Raw genomic sequence first — 18,773 nt, 5'->3', positions numbered from 1 at the left:
CGTGATTCGCCTCCGTCGCGGCATACGCAGGCGTCGGGACGCGAGAACAGGTGATTGCCGTGATGGATCGTGACCGATACCGAGCGGAGTGGTCAACCCTGCACGGGGGTCTCGACGCGTCGTCTTCGCGTCTGATCGACGGCTGGCTCGGGATCATGTACCTCTGCGCTGCCCCCTTCGTGCGACGCCGTGTCTCCCCGACGACCGTGACGATCCTGGCGCTGGTCTGTGCGGCGATCGCGGTGGCGGCGAGTGGATTCGGCCGCTGGGGCGCACTGGCGGCAATGGTGTTGATTCTGATGTCGACCCTGCTGGACGGGGTCGACGGCGCGGTGGCCGTCATGTCCGACCGCGCATCCGCGTGGGGGTCGGTCCTCGATTCCACCGCTGATCGCGTCAGCGATCTGTGTTTCTACGCGTGTGCCGCCGTGGTGGGTGTGCCGCTGCCGCTGATCGCGACGATGGCAGTCTCGACGCTCGTCCACGAATCCGTTCGCGCCCGGGCGGCCGCAGTCGGCATGCCGGAGGCGGGCGTGCTCACCGTGTGGGAACGACCGTCTCGCGCTGTCACCGTGTTGCTGATACTCGGCGCGAACATGCTCTTCCCCGATCAGACGTGGACCTCCACCGCCGGCGGAGCCGTCGGAGCCGGATTGGCGCTCATCGGGCTGGTCCAACTCCTGGTGGTGGTGCATCGTCGGCTCGCGGTCCCTGCGCAACAACCTGCGCGGTCGCCTGGGTGAACGTCCAACCCGTGATGAGCAGGACATGGAGCACCCACATCCACAGACCGATCGCGATCGCGGCTCCCACAGAGGTCAGGCCTCCGAACGGCGCGCCGAGCGACACCGGAATCGCCAGAAACAGAACGAAGCCCTGAACGAAGCCTGCGATGAACGACGCTGTGACCGCGGCACACCACCAGACGACGGCAAACGGAATGTCCTCTGCCGCAACTATCGAATACGCACCCGCGACCAGGACGCCGAGCACGAGCCACACGATGACGAAGCCCAACCACACGCGTAGCACCAGGGCCGCTACTCCCCCGCCCGTCGTAGCATCGGCGAGCCATTCTGCCGACGCCAGTACGCCCAGAAGCAGAAGCGGCGCGACCACCGCCACCGGTACCAGGGCAAGCCGGCCTCGCCAACCGTCTAAGGATGTAGGGCGAGGTCGCCTCCGCGAGGTCAGGGCTCGGCGCAGGCCCTCGCCGTAGAACGTGGCAGGGAAGATCGCCAGTACACAGTGCAGCAGACTCAACTCGGCTCCCGCCGAAACCAGCTGCAGCACAACGCTCCGGGCCCCGAGCGCGTCGGGTAGCAACGATGCGACGTCGTCGCCTCGCGCTTCGACCCACGACGCCGACGTGACCAGAGCACAAGCTCGCAACGACAACAGCAGCAATGGCACCACCGCGATGGCGCCGTAGAACGTCAGCGTGGCGGCCAGAGCGCTCGAGTCTCGTGTAGCCGAGATTTCCTTGTATCGCGCGACCGTCGCCGACGCTCGTCGCCTGACGGATCCGAGGTTCCGAGTGCTGGGCAATATGTTCATGATCTGTTGCCAATTCCCCGCGGACCCGCCGATCAACCCCGACCCGGGTTTTCGCGCGACCTACCTGGGTATGCCTCACACGATGACATTCGACGGTACTCCCGCGCCCACTGCCTTTTCTGCGCCTCGACATGGGCCGGAGGTGACCGACACCTTCGATGTTCTGATCATCGGAGGCGGCAACGCCGGAGTCAGCACTGCCGCTCGTCTGCTGCGAGAACACGTGACGGACAACGTTGCCATCATCGAGCCGCAGCAGGTACACACGTACCGGCCGATGCTGTCCTACGTCGGATCCGGCCAGGCCCGCCTGGCCGACGCGCAGAAGACGCAGCGGTCGGTGACTCCCGATGGATGCAGGTGGATCGAGGACTCGGTGGTCTCGATCGACGCGGAGTCTCGAACGGTGCGCACCAGCTCGGGCCGCGAGTACAAGTACACAGACCTGATCGTCGCGGCTGGTCTCGTGCCTGACCTGGACGAGCTTCCCAACGTGTTCGACGCCCTCGAGACTCCCGCTGTCGCCAGCAACTATCTCGACCGCGCAGAGAAGACTGCGTCGCTCGTCGACTCGATTGCTCTGCCCGGGCATGCTGTGTTCACGCTGCCACGACCACCGGTCAGCTGCAGCGGCACCACACTGAAGCCGCTGTTCCTCGCCGCGTCGCAGTGGCAACGCGACGGCCGGCTGCCGAGAATCGACATCACACTCGTCGTCGACCGCTCGTATCTGGTCGGTGTTCCTGCCTTGGACGACATTCTGCGCCGTAGGCTCGACGAACTGGGTGTGCGAGTTCTGTTCGACACCAGCATTTCCGGGATCGAGGCGGACCTCCAGCGCCTGCACATTCACGGCGGTGGCACCCGGAACCGGATCGACTACGACTTGCTCCACCTCGTCCCGCGGTTTCGCGGGCCCAGCTGGCTGGCGGACCTGGCCGATGACACACCTGCCCATCTCGTCGACATCGATCCGATGACCTTCAGGCACGTCCGCCACGACTCCATCTGGTCGCTCGGTGACATCGCGGCAACCGGCACCGACCCGTCGGGCGGAGCTCTGCGCAAGCAAGCTGCGACGCTCGTCGACAACATCGCGGCGGCCCGGAATTCACAGCCGTTGGCGACTTACGACGGTTACACCGTTGCACCTGTGGCGGTCGATTCGCATACCCTGATCGCCGGGGAGTTCGACCGAGATTTCGTGGTCTCGTCCTCCCTTCCGAGTTTCCTCGATCCGCTCAAGCCGCGTAGGTCGGCATTCCTGTTCGACCGCTACGCCCTGCCGCAGGCCTACTGGCGCAGGATTCTCCGCGGACGTCTGTGACGCCGGTGCCGGCTGATCGTACGAGCCGCACGGTTTGGATGACCTTGTTTGTGGACACCCACACCACATGACCGCTGAGCTCTACACCGCCCTGGTAACCGCGACGGAAGCAGGAGTGACGTCCGACGACGGATTTCTGTCACTCGACGTCCACGAGCCCGAGAAGCTCGGCGGGCCAGGAGAAACCACCAACCCCGAACAGTTGATGGCCGCAGCCTTGGCCAGCTGTCTCGTGCAATCCCTGCGCATCGCCGTCGGAACGGTCGAGGGAAGCATGGACTCCGTCGCCGTCGAAGGCACAGTTGTTCTCACCGACTCCGACAGTTCCGGATACGACGCCCGGTTCTCGTTGAAAGTCCAGCTACCCGACGTCGAGGATCCCGATGCCGTACTTGCACAAGCTGTCTCGATCTGTCCGTTCCTGAAGGTCATCGAGTCCGTCGATGTGAGTCTCGGCTGATTCTCTTTCGACCTCCCGATACGTCATCGGGTAACCCCCGCCTCCGCGGACTCTGTGGGAAAGTATTCCCACCGACGACCGCGAGGGGAACCCGTGACACAGACTCATCCCGGACTGCACCGTCAACGGGTGCCAGCCGAGCACCGTGTGCTCGGCCTGGACCGAAGAACGCTCCCGCCAGCACTTTTCGTCATCGCGGTCTTTCTGGTTCTCACCGTCGCCGTACCGCGCGTCGATGCTGCCATCGGCTGGAGCGATACCGTGCGCGCCGGTCAACAACTTGCACTCACGGACACGATTGCCTTCACGCCGAGGACAGGCTGGGAGGTCGAGACCGGGTTTCGTGTGGGCGAAGCAGACGGGAGATCCGGCGACGCCACCGTATCCGGGGACGGCGTCACGTTTCAGGTGACGGCCGACTCGTTCGACGGGACACCGGACGATTTGGTGGACCAGGTGGAAAAGGTCACCTCGCGCACCACCGACCCGTCGTTCCGGGTCGACGGAGACCGGACCACTCTGACCACAGCGGCGGGGCAAACCGGTGTCGTGCAGGCCTACAGCAGCCTCCGCGGAGACGGACTGGTCGCAGCGTTCGTTGTCGACGGCACCGGCCTGAAGATCACGGCGTACGGTCCGCCCACTCAGATGACCGCGGCGGCAACCGATATCAAGGACATGATCTCCAGCATCCAGACCGTCGACGGGAGCAACCGATGAGTGACGCCGTGACAGACACCGCGTCGTCCGCGGCCGAGCGCCGTCGGCACGAGGCGCTCGAGGTCTCCGGGTGGGGTGAACGGTTTGAATTCGTGCAACCCCACAACCTGTCGTTCTGGGTGTACATCGCGCTCACCGCCGTCGGAGCGTTCCAGGCGTGGGCGTTCTTCGCACCGGGAGCCGGGTTCTACGCCGAGGGATTCGCCGTGTCCGCGGTGCTGTGTACTCTGTGCGGACTCGCCTGGTTCGCGTGGTTCCGGCACATCGACCGGTGGGAACGACAGCCAGGCCGGCTGGTCGCAGCAGCACTGCTGTGGGGCGCAATCCCCGCCACCTTTGCCTTCGCGATGACGGTCAACACTGCGATGCTCAGCATCTACCCGAAGCTGTTCGGCCAAGTGTGGAGCGCGAATTGGGCTGCAGGCGCGACTGCACCGATCACCGAGGAAGCGGCCAAGCTCTGCGGTTTCATCCTGCTGATGAGCCTCGCCCCTCGGCTGATCCGAACGGCCAACGACGGCCTCATCGTCGGCGCGTTCATCGGCCTCGGGTTCGCGGTGTTCGAGGACTTCCTCTACGCAGCCAACGCCACTGCTCGGACGTTCGGAACCGACCCGGTGGGCAATGCCGTCCACATGTCGCTCACGCGGATAGCCGTCAGTTTCGTCTCGCACCCTCTCTTCAGTGCGCTGGTGTGCGCAGGCGCGGTGTACCTCATCGGTACGAAAGCACAGGCACGCAAGGTCGGGCGTGGTCTTGCTTTCGTTGCGGCGGGAGTGTTTCTGCACTTCACCTGGGACGACGCCACCGGGCTCGGCGGAGGTAATCCTCTTCTGTTGTTCGGCGTCATGTGCGCCTCCGTCGTCATCGCATTCACGGTGCTGACGATCGCGTTCCACAGAGCAGCACCACGCGAGTACCAATTCGTCCGCGACATTCTGGCTCCCGAGGTCGATGCAGGATTCCTCACCGACGCCGAGGTGGACGGCGTTCTCGACAGAAAGGCCAGAAAGGCATTCCGCGCGTCGTCGCCCAATCGGCGGGCCCGGAAAGCGCGTAAGCATCTTCGACGCGCGATCCTGGACCTCGCACACGACATCGCGAGCGCCAAGGGCGCGGACACCGAAGCGGTGCGGCACTCGCGTGCCGAGGTCGAACGTCTTCGCGCCGAGGACGGCATCCGGCAGCCACTCGGCAGTTAGGTGATCGACGGCGAATTACGCCTTCGCCACGAGCGGTGCCACCTCGGTCCCCAGTAGTTCGATTCCTCGGAGCAGATCTCCGTGTGCCAGGCGAGGATTCGTCATCTGCAACGACAACCGATCGACACCGCCCAGCTGCTCACCGACGCGCAGAATCTTGTCGGCAACGGTCTTCGGATCGCCCATGAAGAATGCTCCGTTCGGACCTGAAGTCGCGTCGAACTGTTCGCGAGTAGGACGCGCGAACCCACGCTCACGCGAGATCTTGGCGAACATCTCGTGCCAGCCGGGATAGATTGTGTCTGCTGCCGCTTGTGTCGATTCGGCGACGAAGCCGAACACGTGCAGTCCGACCTGCAGCTTCTCGGGCGCGTGCCCGGCCTCGGCGCCTGCCCGTCGATAGAGATCCACGAGCGGCGCGAACTGGCGCGGCTCGCCGCCGATGATCGCGATCATCAACGGCAGTCCCAACAATCCGGCACGAACGAAGGACTCGGGGGAACCTCCGACACCGACCCAGATCGGCAGCGGATCCTGTACCGGACGGGGATAGATGCTCTGCTTGTTCAGCGCTGGTCGGTGCTGCCCGGACCACGTGACTTCCACGTTCTCGCGGATGTCGAGGAGCAGCTCGAGCTTCTCGGCGAAAAGCGAGTCGTAATCGCGTAGATCCAGACCGAAGAGTGGGAAGGACTCGGTGAACGATCCGCGGCCGACGACCAGGTCGATCCGGCCCTTCGAGATCAGGTCGAGCGTGGCGAACTCCTGGAACACTCGTACCGGATCGTCCGCGCTGAGCACTTTGACTGCACTGCCGAGCCGGATTCGCTCCGTGCGCGCAGCCGCGGCCGCCAGAATGATCGACGGCGCCGAGTCGTAGTACTCGCTCCGATGGTGTTCACCGATTCCGAACGAATACAACCCGACTTGATCGGCGAGCGCGATCTCCTCCAACAGATGCCCCATCCGCTCGGACGGGCCGATAACCCGTTCGTCGGTCGGGTCCGTCACGGAGGAAACGAAGCTGTCTACGCCCAGGTGCATTGTTCGACCTCTCGATTCGGGGCGGACAGGCCCACCCGTGTCGATTGTAGATTCAACCATCAGGTCCGACGGTCCCTGTCGGCCCCTCACCGGTTCCCCTAACCTTGACGTGATCGTCTCACTGTCCGTGCGCACCCACACGTTCAAGCCGACAAGGGAGAACCCATGACAACGTGGCTCATCACCGGATGCTCGACTGGCCTCGGACGGCATCTGGCCGAGACGGCATTGGCACGTGGTCATCACGTGGTGGTGACCGCGCGCGACGTATCGAAGGTCGCCGACATCGCTGCCCGCTACCCCGACACCTCACTCGCCATTGCCCTGGATGTCACCGACGACACTCAGGTCTCTGCTGCCGTCGACGCTGCCACCGTCAGGTTCGGCACAGTCGACGTACTCGTCAACAATGCGGGCTACGGATATCGCTCCGCCGTCGAAGAGGGCGAGGACGGTCCGGTCCGCCGATTGTTCGACACCCATGTCTTCGGTACCGTGCGCACGATCAAGGCCGTTCTGCCGGGAATGCGCGGCCGTCGCTCCGGGACGATCGTCAACATCTCGTCGATCGGAGCGCGTCTTTCACCCGCCGGATCCGGGTATTACGCCGCGGTCAAAGCCGCCATCGAGGCGCTCACACTGTCGCTTCGTAGAGAGGTAGCCCCGCTGGGCATCCGCGCCCTCACGGTCGAACCCGGCGCGTTTCGCACGGACTTCGCGGGCAGATCCCTGACCCAGTCCGCCTCCCCCATCGCCGAGTACGCAGCCACGGCCGGTGCGCGCCGGATCGAGAACGACACAGCGCACGGCAACCAGCCAGGCGACCCGGTCAAGGCAGCACAGGGTGTCGTCGACGCAGTCGAATCCGAGGATCCCCCGTTCCTGCTGCTCCTCGGCAACGACGCGGTCGACGGATTCACCGGTGCGCTCGACGCCCTGCGCGCGGACGCCGAGTCATGGGAATCCGTTTCACGAAGCACAGATTTCGACTCCTGAACTGCACGCGATTCAGTCGTTCTGCGGGTTGTCGTCGTAGGTGACGGTGATTTCCTGGAACCCTTTGTTGCGTTGAGCTTCCGCTTGCCCGGTGTACGAGTTCTTGTCGCCCTCGGTGAGTTCGACATTGTCGGTGAACGGGGTCAGCAGCGCGCGCGGGTGAAGGTGATCGACTCGAACTGCGTTGATCTCGATACAGATCACGATCAGAACCGACGCTACGTACAGAAAACCCAACAGCCCCAGCACGATTGCGAACACACCGTTGCTTGTGCTGACGTTGCCGACGACGTATCGGATGTAGATACCGCCGAAGGATTGAAGAGCTTGCCAGATCACCGCGGCGGCTACGGCTCCGGGCAGCACGTCGCGGACACTCAGTGGCCGCGCGGTTCCGATGCGGAAAGCGGCAGCGAAGACCGCGCTGTTGAGCGCGACGGCGCCCAGGATCGCCAACACACCACCGGCGAAGCCGAACAGACCGGACGACGCGACCACGTTCAGCACGGTCAAACCGATGATTGCGCTGCCGACGGTGCTGAGCAGCAGCAGCCCGCGCACTCGGGCGCGAATCGGGTCAGGCTGGTTGTTGCGTGGGACGGACCACGCCGTGTTCAACGCGTGTTGCACCGCCAGTGACACCCCGAGACCGCCGTACAACGAGCCGGCCACGCCGATCACGATTGCCGTGACGCCGCCACTGAGACGGTCGGGCTCGCCGAGCTGGGCTCCGATGACCGGGATCTGACTCATCGCCGAGTCGAGGATGCGTTCCTGCAGATCGGGATTGCCCGCCAGCACGATGCCGAGCAGGGTGGTGAACAGCAGCAGCAGCGGGAACAGCGACAGAAACGCGTAGTAGGCGATCAATGCCGCCAGGTATCCGCCGCGGTCGTCGAGGAATTTGTAGACGACCGCGAGCGGGAACCCTGCCGCCGGGTGCTTGCGCTGGAACCCGTCGATGCGAGAGACCATCAGCGGTCGAAGAGGGACTTCGATTCGATGCTCCGCGCCAGTGCCCGCACAGCGCGAGTCGGCGCGGCCTTCAGCTGACGTTGACGACGGTTTCTCCTGGCGATGACGAACGCGATCGTTCCGGCGCCGATCACAGCGGCCACGACGGCCACGGCTCGAGGAGATGTCGCCGTGTCCACGACGCTGTCGACGTCGACCTCGCGGACCGTGGACGCTGCATTGTCGGCCAAGTCAGTGACCGAAGCCTTGGCGTCAGCTGCGGTCGATGCCGCGGAGTCGGCGAGCGAGGAGGCTGCCTTGGTGGCCGAATCGGCCACGTCGGACACGACGTCTGCGGCCTTGTCAGCGACCTCCGACGCCTTGTCGCCCAGTTCCTCGGCGCCGTCGGACACGGTGTCGGCGAGTTGATGAGCATTGCCCTTGGCCTTCTGCGCCGCCCCGCTACCGCGGAGTTCGTCGTCGCCCGTGGCGTTGCCGACGCGCTCCTTCGCATCACCGGCGAGTTCGTCGGCCTTGTGTTGCGCTTTGTCGATGAAGTCGGACATCAGGTTCCTCCAGGTCGTTCGCGACGCGGCACGGCGTGTGCGGCGTTCGAGGGTCGATCGGCCGGTCGAAACCGGCAGCATTAAGTCGGTTCGAACGGAGAAAAACAAACGCGGAGAAGTAAGTGATCTGCGCCACACTACCCAGAAGCGATCTCCTGCGCCGGCGGCCGCGAATTGATTGAAGAAAAAAGGTCCGACCAGTGTGTTTCATCTGCCATGCCACACGCCGACTCGGCGCAGGCCGTGCCAGAATCAGCTCCTCGATTCGACGTCCGATGCCGAATCCGAACAAACGCGGGAAGTAGGTCGTCTGTGGGCGCGAAGTCGATAGTCGAAAACGGGTCCGACATCAGACGGCCGACGAGGGGGTCCGACACCGACCGGACCTGCCAGAACATCGTCGACCTGGCCGTGGCGACCGTGGAATGCACGGGTGCGTCGATCACTGCGATGACCGACCGTGGCCGGCCCGCCATCGTCGCGGCCACCGATCCAGCGGTGATGCGCACAGCTCTGGAAGTCGCGTCGATCACCGGGTACTCGGCGACCGAGGCCGTCATCGACGGTCGGAGAGCCGTCGTGGTCGACGACATGGCCACCGAACCAGACCGGCCCGAGTACTCCCAGGAGATCCTGGCTCGTACCGGGGTGCGCTCGACAGCGAGCTTCCTACTGCTTCTCGACGACATCGAGCTGGGCGTGATGACGTTCTACTCGACGGAACCACGCACGTTCACACACGACGTCCTTGATCGGTGTGCACGTTTCGCGGACCAGTCGGCGCTTCGGTTGGCATACGCGAGCGCACGGGAGCGGGCAGACCAACTGGCCACCGCGTTGATACGTAGCCGTGAAATCGGCATCGCGATCGGCGTCGTCATGGCCACGGCCAAGGTGGATCGCGACGCTGCTTTCGACATGCTTCGTCGGGAGTCGTCGCTCACCAATCGCAAGCTGCACGAGATCGCGTCCGAGACCGCGAGAACAGGTGAAGTGCCGGGACTCCGCGTGCCGTGAATCGGTTGCCTGTCCGTCGGGCGCTGATCGATGTCGCGGAACGACCGACTATCGAGTCGCCCGCGATGTCTGCTCGACACGCGCGTCGATCCATCCGATCACCTCGGGGTAGGCGGCGACGTTCGCGCCGGGATGATCGAACGCGGGCACGAGATCGGTCCCGAAGTCGAACTCGCGGACGGTGATGTCGTGTGCACCAGCCGCGAGCCAACGATCTGCCAGGATTCTGCTCTGCTCGATGCTGACGGAGCGGTCGTTCACGCCCTGCACGATCATCACGGGCACGTCCGGGGCCATGAGCCCGATGGTGTTCGCAGCCGTGAGCGGACCCAGCACGGGCCCCGCCATGAGCTCACCCAACGTTGATCCGTCGGCGGTGAGATCCTCCGAGCGCAACGATCCGTAGGAGAGGGCGTCCACAGTGCAGAAGTTCTGCACCGTATCGAGAGCTGCGCGTCCGCGGTCGTTGAAGAGTCCACGAATTTCGTCGGCTCGGTCGGGGTGAGCGCCCATCGAGCCCACGATCGGATACAGCATCGTCGCGGCGAATGGGCTGCCCTCCAGGCCTTCCACGCGCAGCACGGGATCGGTCGGTGCGGCTCCGACGTACGCCCCGACCACGTCCAGATCCGGAGCGTAGGTGGAGGCGAGTTCCGCGGCGGCAGCCGACGCGGCGCCGCCGGCCGAGTACCCGTACAGCACGACGGGCGCGTCCGTCCCGTCTGCCGCGGCACGCGCCGCGTCCAGCACGGCACGGGCGACGGCGACGCGGCCGATGAATTCGTAGGCGCCCGGGGTTCCGAGCCCCTGGTAGTCCGTCGTGACCACCTGGTACCCGCGCGCCAACAAAGGCATTAGCGCAGGCATCGTCGTTGTCAGTCCCTGCCCGGACGAGCCCGCGCAGCGATCGGCGATCCCGTAACTGCCGGGGGCGTAGGCGATCACGGGCCGAGGCCCGGGACCATCCCACGTACTCCTCGGAGTGATGAGCAGTCCGGAGACCGCCACTGCAGAATCACGGGGATCGGCCGACCGGTACAGGATGCGCTCGGCGTGCGATCCCAGAAGGTCCAAGGCCGGCACCGGTTCTCGGCGCAGGATGGACCCGGGCGCGTATGCCTCGAGGTCGGCAACGGGAGCGGCATAGAAATCGGAGCCCATGGGGGCCGCCGCCACGGGCGCGGGCGACACGGCGGCTGCCCCGGTGAGGACGACGAGGGCGACGGCAGCAGAAAGGAGTCTCATGTCGAGAGTAATTATGACCCTGTGCTCAGTCGGCCTGATCCGCGCGTGCCATGACGCCCTGGTAGTCGTCCAGATCTATTTCCTCCGCAGTCACGGTCTTGGTCCCGTTGTAGACGTCGCGGTCGATCTCGTCGTCGGCGTTCGCAACGAGCATCGCAACGAACGTGTCACCGTTGACGTTGAGGAAGGTACGAAAGATTCCGGCGAACCAATCGACTGCGATCAGCAGGCCGACGGCTTCGAACGGCAGGCCGAGCGAGGTGGCCAGGAACATCGCGACGACAGGGAATCCGCCCGGAACGGTGATGGTGCCCATGTTGAGGAGGATCGCCAATCCCATACCGAGAGCGATCTGTCCGATGCTCAGGTCGATGTTTCCGGCTTGCGCGAGGAACATCACCACGATCATGTAGTTCAGGACCGCGCCGTAGGAACCCATCGTCAAGCCGATGGACAGCGTGAAGTTGGCGACCTTCTGACTGACTCCTACCTTTTCGACAGTGTTCTTCAGCACCGTCGGGAAGGTGACGGCCGAACTCGTCGTCGTCACCGCGACGATGGTCTGCTCGGTGAGCTTGTTCGGCAGCTTCCACGGGCTGAGACGAGTTCGTGCTGCCACGACAGCGACGAACAGCGCGAACAGGACGATGACGCCGATGAGTGTCGTGCCCAGATACTTCAGCGCGGTCGAGACCACCGAGAAGCCGACATCTCCCGCGAGAGCTGCCAGTAGACAGAACACGCCGATCGGGGCGATCACCATGACGAGGCGAATCATGGTCAGGACGATCTGTTGAATCTGATCGAACAGCCTCAGGACGCCGGTGTCACCGGTCTTGTTCACGTGGATGCGCAGCGCGATTCCGAACAGCAGCGCGAAGACGATGATCGGCACCATCGTCGCGGTGGACATCGCGTCGAACACGTTGGTGGACACGAAGTTCAGCAGCGTGTCCTGCCATCCGAGTGCTTCCCCCGCCGATTCCTCCAGGCTCGGGTCCAACTCTTGCGTGAACACCATTCCCGACCCCGGCCGCACGAGACTGCTGAGCACCCAAGCCAAGACGGCCGCAACGAACGAGAACCCGATCATCCACTTGAACGTTCGGAACGCGATCTTTCCCGTTCCGGTGCCCGACATGGATCCGGTGGCGACGATGACCGATGCCATCACCAACGGAACGATGGACATCTGGATCAGACGGATGAACAGGTCTCCGATGAACTTCAGGTTCGCCGCCCACTCACCGACGAGCAGACCGAACACAATGCCGCCGATCGCAGCGAGACCGATCTGTGCAGCGGGATGCCTCAAAGACTTCATGCCTCAAACTAGGACGAGCCCGCTACCAGGCCGTAACCGTCGCATTGCACTCGCATTACGGCCTCGAAGCGCGGCCGATTGCCGACGATGCGCCGGTCACGATTGCTGTCTTCATCCTTGCCCCTGTTCCGCCCCCGCGAGTGCGCGGAGCTTTCCCACCGACATGCGAAGCCCGTATGCCACCAGAGTCTTTCGACCGTCCGGGTGCGCCCAGCGCAGCAGGGCCGACGCGTCGTCCACCGAACCGGTGAGAATTTCCGGTTCACCGACGAGTGGTAGCGGACCTACCGCCTTGATGGACAACCCGAGCACCTCGGTCCAGAAGTAGTCGTCGACCGGAGCGCACCGAGCGGCTGCTCCGAGCGCGGATGCTGCAGCAACCCTGCCCTGAGCCACAGCGTTGGACCAGAACGGTCCGCGTCGGGGATATCTCGACGGCTCCCGGAAGTACGTGACGTCGCCGGCAGCGAACACGTCGGGTACCGACGTCGAGCAGTCCTCTCCTATCCCCACGCCGTCTCGATCCGCAACGCCGGTACCGTCGAGCCAGTCGGAGGCCGGCACCTCCCCCACACAACTGACAACGACATCGGCATGCAGCACAGTGCGATCCGGCAGGACGATCCCGTCCACGGGACTGCCGGACAGCGTCACCGGCCCCGCGGGGCGCAGCATACTTCCGCCGTTTTCCGCCAGGCGCTCTGCGATGGCCGCAGCAAGGAAGCGTCCGAGAACTCGCTCCAGAGGAGGATCCACGTCGACGACGGTTGTCTCGATAGTGCGTCGGACGCACGCCGAGGCGATTTCCATCCCGAGGAAGCCTGCGCCGACGATGATCGCCGACGATGCCGCGTCCAGCCGGGAACGCAGGACCCGTGCGTCGTCATGGGTTCTGACGACCAGTTCCCCCGCTTGGTCGACCCGAGCCAGGCGTCGAGCATCGGCCCCTGTCGCGACGACGAGTGTGCCGTACTCGACATCGGTTCCGTCTGCGAGAGCGACGATCTTGCTATCCGTATTCAATCGTGTTGCAGCAGAGTTAAGTTCGGTGATGCCCAAGTCGGACAGATCCCACCGGGACGACATGCCGTCGTCGGAGTCCAGGACATGCTTGGAGAGCGGTGGTCGTGAGTACGATCCGTCCGGATCTGCACCGATCATGACGACTTCTTCGTCGTGACCGAGCGCTCGGAGCTCACGGACGGCCGCGCAACCGGCTGTCGACCGACCGACGACGACAATCGGAGCTGCGTTCATTTCTGTTCGCGTAGCGCGGCCACCGGGCAGGCGCCGATCGCGGACCGCACCGCAGCGACCTGCTCCTCGGGGACGTCCTGGTGGTCGTACGCGTAGTGCAGTTCACCGTCGTCGTCGAGGCTGAACACCTCGTGTGCGGCCTCTTCGCACAGTCCGTGGCCTTCACAGCGATCCCAGTCGACGTCGATCCTCATGCTTGCTCTCCTCTACTCGGTACCAGCTCGAGCGGTAGCCGTTCGAGCCGGTGAATGATGTTGTTGACGGCCCACTTCGGCTCCCCGGTCAATTCGATTCGTTCGACCCGACGCGCCAGCGCCTGCAGCATCGATCGTGTTTCCAACCGTGCCAAACCCTGGCCGGCGCACCCGTGCACGCCGGACCCGAAGCCGAGCTGCCGAGCGGCATCGCGGGTGATGTCGAACGAGTCGGGTCGATCCCACTCGGCAGCATCACGGTTGGCCGAGGCGTAGATCACCAACAGGCGGCTCCCACGCGGGATCGGAACTCCACCGACGTCGACCTCGCGCGCTGCCTTGCGAGAGAACGCGCGCAACGGCGACTCGAACCGGACCACCTCGTTGACGGCGCCTGGGATGAGCGTGGGGTCGGCCCGCACCGCCTGCCACTGCTCCGGGTGCTGGGAGAACAGGTACAGCGCACTCGAGATGGCTCCGATGGTGGTGTCCAGAGATGGCGCCATGTAATCCACCATCAACGCAGGGCACGCCTTCGGATCGATCGTGCCCTCGTCGGCGGCAGCGAGAACGTCGTGGCCCATACTTCCGTCCAGAACCGATCTGTTCTTCACGACGCGATGTGCGAACGTCATCATTTCCGCAACGGCCTTCGCGGCACCGACCGATCGACAATTGATCGGCCCCATTGCGTCGAATGTTGCTCCGGCCCAGCGCAACAGCTCCTCGCGGCCGTCCTCCGGCCATCCGACCAGATCGGGAACAACCGACAGCGGAAGGGCCGTCGCCAAGTCCTCGACCCCATCGACGTCCAGCATCGACATCGCTCGAGCGACCACCCCGTCGGCGGCTTCCTCCACCGTCGTGGTCATCTTCCTCAGGGCTTTGGGGGTCATGCGGTGCGCCAGAACGGATCTTTTGGTCGCATGGTCGTCCGCGTCGCTGTTGAGCGTCGTGCCGCGTCCCAGGCGATTCGCGACGGGGTTGAGCGACACTCCGTCGCCGGAGACGAACGACTCGTCGTCGAGCAGCACCGCCTTGCAGTCCGCGTAACGCGATACGGCATAGACGCGTTGGTGCGGCAACCACACCGCAGGACCCAATGCGCGCAGCCGCTGGTAGTGGGGATACGGGTCGACGATCGCGTCGACATCGTAGATGTTCTGTCGGTATCGGGGGACTGACGAGTCAACGGTCATCGGAGCTCCTGACAATTCGATAGGCGCAACTCGGCAACCGCGTGTGCAGTGACGGCACCGACCGGCCTGCGGCCATCACCGTTCTGTCCGGCCGCACGATGGCAGCGTTGGCGCGGCGTCGATGCAGCCACATGCCGAGTTCCGAGGATTGCGGGACCTCCAGTGCGGTTGCGCCTCGGCGGACAACTTCCGTGTTCTGCTCTCGGGTGAGCGGTGTGGTGGAGACGAACAGGAAGCACCCTGGGGCAACGTCGTCGACCCTCATCCCGCGATCGACGACGGCGTTGGGACACAGTGATCCGGCGAGCCCACGCGACAATGCTCTTCGCGTAACGAAATTGGACGGGGACAGGCGCGGCGAGGCACTGTCGGTCACCTGCGCTCCGATCAGGGGTAGGTGTCCGAGGACGGGCGCGACGGACTTGCGTACGGCCTCGGTGATCGCTCCCCCACCGGTCATTGCCCTCCCGATTGCCACGGCCAATCGAATCGACGATGTCACGTGGGGTTTGCGCTCCGCTTCGTAGGAGTCGAGGGTGTCGTCGGCGAAGGATCCGTTCATGACGCCCACCAGTTTCCAGACCAGGTTCATCGCGTCGCGCACACCCGCGCCCATCCCCTGCCCGATGAACGGCGGCGTGAGGTGCGCTGCGTCGCCGAGCACGAAGATGCGGCGATCGCGCCACCGGTCGAGCACTCGGGCACGGAAGGTGTACTCGGTGGACCTGATCAGCTGCAGTGCGTCCCGATCCGCAGTTCCGAGCCAGGGCAACAACAGAGGGCGGACGCTGTCGAGATCACCGAAATCGTCGGCAGTTTCGGTGTCGCGGAGCCGGAATTCCCACCGATGACGAGTGTGGCCGATACGCATGTAGGTTGCGGCGCGTTCGGTGTCGCACACCTGGTGGACGCCCTCCCACAAATCGAGCTCGGCCTCGGTGGCGATGTCGATCACCAGCCATCGTTGCTCGAAGCCTAGGTCGAGCATTCTCGATCCGATCGATGACCGCACGGTGCTGTTCGCTCCGTCGCATCCGAGTACATAGTCCGCGGTGACGGCACAGCGTTCTCCAGTGCGTGTATCGAGGTATGTCACGACGCAGTGATCCCGCCTGTTCGCGACGTCGACGACGGTGCAGCCGCCTGCCATGCGGACGCTGTCGAGTGGGGACAGCCGCGACCGCATGAGATGCTCGAGGTCGGGTTGATCGAACATGTTGGCCTGCGGAAAGCCGTGCGGCATGCGGTCGGGGTCTCGATCGAACACTGCGAGCGGCGTGAGGCGTCGGTCGACCAACTGCAACCCGCGGGCCGGTCTGGAGATCGCCGCGAACTCTTCGGCCAACCCGAGGCCACCGAGTATTCGGTAGACCTCGTCGTCCAGGTGCACCGCCCGAGGCTGCGGGTACACACTCTCCCAGCGGTCCATGATGGAACAGGTGATTCCGTACTGCGCCAACAACAGTGCGGCCGTCATCCCGGTGGGACCGGAGCCGATGATCACGACCGGGTGGTGATCGACGGACTCAGGCATACCGCACCCTGGTCCGTTGAACACCGAGATCGAGTGCCCCATCGGGTGTCGACACCGCAAGTTCCACCACATCGCCGTCCTGCAGATACGACGGGTTGGACGACTGTTTCTTGAAGAAGATCTTCCATTTGAGTGCGGGAGGGAGGAGCGAGCCGATGATCTCGATCGGTTTGGCGGGCGCTGTCAGCGCTGTCCCGCCTGGAGTGCCCGTCAACAAGAGATCACCCGGGTCCATACGCTGAAATCGTGCCAGTATTCGCAACGTGTCCAACGGGTGGTAGATCATGTCCGCGACCGTGCTGTTCTGCCGTACTTCACCGTTCACGCGCAGGGTGAGGCAAAGATCGGTGAAGCGGCTGAAGTCGCCCGCCTCGAGAAGCAGCAACACCGGTCCGACGGGCGTGAACGTGGGGTACGACTTTCCCTCGTAGAACTGAGTTTTGGGCAGTTGTACGTCGCGAGCGGACACATCGTTGGTGATGACGAGAGCTGCAATGTAGTCCGCTATGTTGTTCTCGTCGAGTGCCGTGCCCACGGTCATCGATGCGCCGAAGACGAGCCCGATCTCGATCTCGTAATCGAGCAGTTGCACATGCGCGGGCTTGACGATGTCGTCTGCCGGACCACTGATGGACCCCGATGCCTTGCGGAAGAACGTCAGCGGCACCGTCTCCGGGTTCATCCCCGAATCCTTCACGTGCGTCGCATAATTGGTCATCTGCGCGACGACCCTGCACGGCGCGGTCACCGGTGAGACCAGCGCCAGACCCTCCACCGACGCGGTCGCCGAACCGCGGCGTGCGGCGTCGATCGCCGCCCGGTCGGCAAGGAGCTCGGCCGTCGTCACCGCGTCGGTGTCGACTCGGACGGCGCCGCCCGGCGTGTGCACCCACCAGGCGTCGACGGTACGGAGAATCGAAACAGTCATGAGTTGGCTACTTTCAGCAGGCCCCGCAAGCGCTGGGCGTCGAATTCGTTGTCGTGTCGTAGCGACGAGATGATCGACCGCAGTTCCCCCAACGATTGCCGTCCGGGGGCGATGCCGAGGAAATCTCGTGTTGCCGGCGGTCCCCATTGGGCGAGGCCCGACGCCGTCATCGGGGCCCAACCGGGTTCGAGCGAGCTGTCGAACAGGTCGCCGTCGCTGAAGTGCTCGACCAGGAAACCGTCGGGATCGCGCCAGTAATCGAAGATCTGGCTTCCCTGAATATGTCGGCCGATCCCCCACGAGTGGCGGTAGCCGCGTTCGGTCAGGAACTTGCTTCCCGCGGCGATAGCGTCGAGATCGCACACCTGGTAGGCCGAGTGCACGTATCGATCCGAGGGTCCCAGTGTCATCGCCACGGTGTGGTGGTCGGTCGGGGTGTCGCCGCGGTCGCAGCGGATGAAGCTCATCACCGGCCCACGTTCGCGCTGATTCTCGTAGAAGAGAAAGTCACTCACGATGAGCCCGAGGTGTTCCAGGTACCAGTTCAGGTTTTCGAGATATCGAGTGCGCGAGAGGACGACGTGACCGATGCGCTCGACGAGCGCTGGTTGACGGGGAGTTCGGCACGTCGCGTTGACGCGAGTAATGCTCCCGCCGTCGTTGTGGGGGTGGATGCGCTGGCCGGTCAGCGCAGGAAGAGCCCGGGTGCCGGCGACCACGCGTACCGGTTGTCCGCTCGGATCGTGGAGAGTGACCCCGATACCGCCGATGCTCTCGTGCAGTCGATCGACCCGACGTCCGGTTGCCTTGCCCAGCCGAAGTACGTCGGACTCGTCGACGGCCTGGAACGCCGCGCCGACGAAGCGGGTTCGCGTGCCTCTGCGGATGACGACGCACGGCGAACCGCCTTGCGTGCCCCGAAGGTGAAGCTCCTGGGACGAACGATGGGTCACGGTGAACCCGAATGCCGACGCGAATGCCTCGGCACGGAGAAGGTTCGGTTTGCAGAACTCCAGCCACGCGATGTCGTGAACTTTGACGATCGGATTCTTTGCCCGCCCCGGGTGCTCCCCTGGCAGCGCGCCCTGGTCGACGTGCATGTCCTTGTGCGCGTCCGCCATCGTCGTTCCTTCCCCTCGTCAACTTTCTGACGATATCGTCACCTATGAGCGAGTCGTCAGTCAAGGGTTCTGACTAAATCGTCAGCTATGAGGGTGGTCTAATGTGGCGACGGACATTCACGCGAAGA

The 18,773-nt window shown here is 64.4% G+C and carries 19 protein-coding genes; 7 read left to right on the top strand and 12 right to left on the bottom strand.

The genetic code is table 11. The features are described from left to right. Positions 1 to 62: 62 nt before the first annotated feature. Entirely contained in the window at positions 63 to 743 is a 681-nt protein-coding gene (locus tag ACFULT_RS16635; RefSeq protein ID WP_255122925.1) for a CDP-alcohol phosphatidyltransferase family protein, read from the top strand. Here ACFULT_RS16635 and ACFULT_RS16630 read toward each other — a convergent pair. After that, positions 661 to 1,557: a YhjD/YihY/BrkB family envelope integrity protein gene (locus ACFULT_RS16630; protein ID WP_094721249.1), complete on the bottom strand. Its 897-nt coding sequence runs from the start codon at positions 1,555 to 1,557 to the stop codon at positions 661 to 663. The genes ACFULT_RS16635 and ACFULT_RS16630 overlap by 83 nt on opposite strands. 142 nt (positions 1,558 to 1,699) lie before the next feature. On the opposite strand from ACFULT_RS16630, the gene ACFULT_RS16625 reads away from it, so the two are divergent. From ACFULT_RS16625 to ACFULT_RS16610, 4 genes are all read left to right on the top strand, one after another. Then, complete coding sequence (locus ACFULT_RS16625) at positions 1,700 to 2,884, top strand: NAD(P)/FAD-dependent oxidoreductase (protein WP_378481948.1); 1,185 nt, start codon at positions 1,700 to 1,702, stop codon at positions 2,882 to 2,884. A gap of 67 nt (positions 2,885 to 2,951) precedes the next feature. Beyond that, entirely contained in the window at positions 2,952 to 3,344 is a 393-nt protein-coding gene (locus ACFULT_RS16620) for an OsmC family protein (RefSeq protein ID WP_378481947.1), read from the top strand. Positions 3,345 to 3,437: 93 nt separating this feature from the next. Then, the gene (locus tag ACFULT_RS16615; protein WP_378481946.1) at positions 3,438 to 4,064 is read left to right on the top strand and encodes a hypothetical protein; all 627 of its coding nucleotides are present in this window, start codon (positions 3,438 to 3,440) and stop codon (positions 4,062 to 4,064) included. Further along, positions 4,061 to 5,266: a PrsW family glutamic-type intramembrane protease gene (locus tag ACFULT_RS16610; protein ID WP_378481945.1), complete on the top strand. Its 1,206-nt coding sequence runs from the start codon at positions 4,061 to 4,063 to the stop codon at positions 5,264 to 5,266. The genes ACFULT_RS16615 and ACFULT_RS16610 overlap by 4 nt, the downstream gene beginning before the upstream one ends. Positions 5,267 to 5,281: 15 nt before the next feature. Here the strand turns inward: ACFULT_RS16610 and ACFULT_RS16605 are convergent, their stop codons facing one another. Beyond that, positions 5,282 to 6,310, bottom strand: coding sequence for an LLM class flavin-dependent oxidoreductase (locus ACFULT_RS16605; protein ID WP_037106936.1), 1,029 nt, complete (start codon positions 6,308 to 6,310; stop codon positions 5,282 to 5,284). 165 nt (positions 6,311 to 6,475) lie between these two features. Here ACFULT_RS16605 and ACFULT_RS16600 point away from each other — a divergent pair, with 165 nt between their 5' ends. Next, positions 6,476 to 7,306: an oxidoreductase gene (locus tag ACFULT_RS16600; protein ID WP_378481944.1), complete on the top strand. Its 831-nt coding sequence runs from the start codon at positions 6,476 to 6,478 to the stop codon at positions 7,304 to 7,306. A 12-nt stretch (positions 7,307 to 7,318) separates the two neighbouring features. Here the strand turns inward: ACFULT_RS16600 and ACFULT_RS16595 are convergent, their stop codons facing one another. After that, positions 7,319 to 8,281, bottom strand: coding sequence for a YihY/virulence factor BrkB family protein (locus ACFULT_RS16595; RefSeq protein WP_378481943.1), 963 nt, complete (start codon positions 8,279 to 8,281; stop codon positions 7,319 to 7,321). Then, a complete protein-coding gene (locus tag ACFULT_RS16590; RefSeq protein ID WP_378481942.1) occupies positions 8,281 to 8,826 on the bottom strand; it encodes a CsbD family protein in 546 nt (181 codons plus the stop codon). The genes ACFULT_RS16595 and ACFULT_RS16590 overlap by 1 nt, the downstream gene beginning before the upstream one ends. Positions 8,827 to 9,138: 312 nt before the next feature. Between ACFULT_RS16590 and ACFULT_RS16585 the strand changes: the two genes are divergently transcribed. After that, complete coding sequence (locus ACFULT_RS16585) at positions 9,139 to 9,843, top strand: GAF and ANTAR domain-containing protein (RefSeq protein ID WP_255122924.1); 705 nt, start codon at positions 9,139 to 9,141, stop codon at positions 9,841 to 9,843. Positions 9,844 to 9,891: 48 nt separating this feature from the next. Here the strand turns inward: ACFULT_RS16585 and ACFULT_RS16580 are convergent, their stop codons facing one another. From ACFULT_RS16580 to ACFULT_RS16545, 8 genes are all read right to left on the bottom strand, one after another. Next, positions 9,892 to 11,088, bottom strand: a complete 1,197-nt coding sequence (locus tag ACFULT_RS16580) for an alpha/beta fold hydrolase (RefSeq protein WP_378481941.1) — start codon at positions 11,086 to 11,088, stop codon at positions 9,892 to 9,894. A 25-nt stretch (positions 11,089 to 11,113) separates the two neighbouring features. Next, entirely contained in the window at positions 11,114 to 12,412 is a 1,299-nt protein-coding gene (locus ACFULT_RS16575) for a dicarboxylate/amino acid:cation symporter (protein ID WP_037106926.1), read from the bottom strand. A gap of 111 nt (positions 12,413 to 12,523) precedes the next feature. Next, positions 12,524 to 13,669, bottom strand: a complete 1,146-nt coding sequence (locus tag ACFULT_RS16570) for an NAD(P)/FAD-dependent oxidoreductase (protein WP_378481940.1) — start codon at positions 13,667 to 13,669, stop codon at positions 12,524 to 12,526. Then, positions 13,666 to 13,863 (bottom strand): ferredoxin, encoded by a 198-nt coding sequence (locus tag ACFULT_RS16565; RefSeq protein ID WP_019664872.1) that lies wholly within the window; start codon positions 13,861 to 13,863, stop codon positions 13,666 to 13,668. The genes ACFULT_RS16570 and ACFULT_RS16565 overlap by 4 nt, the downstream gene beginning before the upstream one ends. Continuing rightward, positions 13,860 to 15,062 carry a cytochrome P450 gene (locus tag ACFULT_RS16560; protein WP_378481939.1) on the bottom strand — a complete coding sequence of 401 codons (1,203 nt, stop codon included), beginning with the start codon at positions 15,060 to 15,062 and terminating at the stop codon, positions 13,860 to 13,862. Before ACFULT_RS16560 ends, ACFULT_RS16565 begins: the two co-directional genes overlap by 4 nt. Continuing rightward, positions 15,052 to 16,596, bottom strand: a complete 1,545-nt coding sequence (locus ACFULT_RS16555) for a bifunctional 3-(3-hydroxy-phenyl)propionate/3-hydroxycinnamic acid hydroxylase (protein WP_378481938.1) — start codon at positions 16,594 to 16,596, stop codon at positions 15,052 to 15,054. Before ACFULT_RS16555 ends, ACFULT_RS16560 begins: the two co-directional genes overlap by 11 nt. Next, the gene (locus ACFULT_RS16550; protein ID WP_378481937.1) at positions 16,589 to 17,524 is read right to left on the bottom strand and encodes a fumarylacetoacetate hydrolase family protein; all 936 of its coding nucleotides are present in this window, start codon (positions 17,522 to 17,524) and stop codon (positions 16,589 to 16,591) included. Before ACFULT_RS16550 ends, ACFULT_RS16555 begins: the two co-directional genes overlap by 8 nt. Further along, the gene (locus ACFULT_RS16545; protein ID WP_378481936.1) at positions 17,521 to 18,645 is read right to left on the bottom strand and encodes a VOC family protein; all 1,125 of its coding nucleotides are present in this window, start codon (positions 18,643 to 18,645) and stop codon (positions 17,521 to 17,523) included. The genes ACFULT_RS16550 and ACFULT_RS16545 overlap by 4 nt, the downstream gene beginning before the upstream one ends. Between the last annotated feature and the right edge of the window lie 128 nt (positions 18,646 to 18,773).

The organism is Rhodococcus sp. NPDC057297 (genome assembly GCF_042667435.1).
GTDB lineage: Bacteria > Actinomycetota > Actinomycetes > Mycobacteriales > Mycobacteriaceae > Rhodococcoides.
The sequence above is the reverse complement of the archived record's forward strand: the minus strand, read 5'-3'. Positions and strand labels throughout refer to the sequence as shown.